Below are 229 nucleotides of genomic sequence, written 5' to 3' on the forward strand. Positions count from 1 at the left end.
ATAGACGGAAATGGTCAGCGTCCGTTCAGCTGCGGAGGCGGCAAACGGCCAAATTGCGGCGAGTGCCGCCGACGCCATGAGAGCTTTTTTCATCTTACATGTTCTCCATCTCTGAGGTTCTTGGTGCCGGGCTCGCAGGCCCGGATGATTGACGGACAATCAGCTGCATTGCGACGCGTTCGATTTCCGCGATCACGAGAACGCCTTCCCGGGTGCGGCTTTTTCTGAT

Annotated in this window: 1 pseudogene; it reads right to left on the minus strand. The window is 57.2% G+C overall.

From position 1 onward, the window contains the following. Window positions 1–94: 94 nt before the first annotated feature. Window positions 95–229 (minus strand): annotated as a pseudogene (locus EOD29_RS37780) (LacI family transcriptional regulator); the annotation flags it as partial.

This window comes from Mesorhizobium sp. M1A.T.Ca.IN.004.03.1.1, from assembly GCF_003997555.1.
GTDB lineage: Bacteria > Pseudomonadota > Alphaproteobacteria > Rhizobiales > Rhizobiaceae > Mesorhizobium.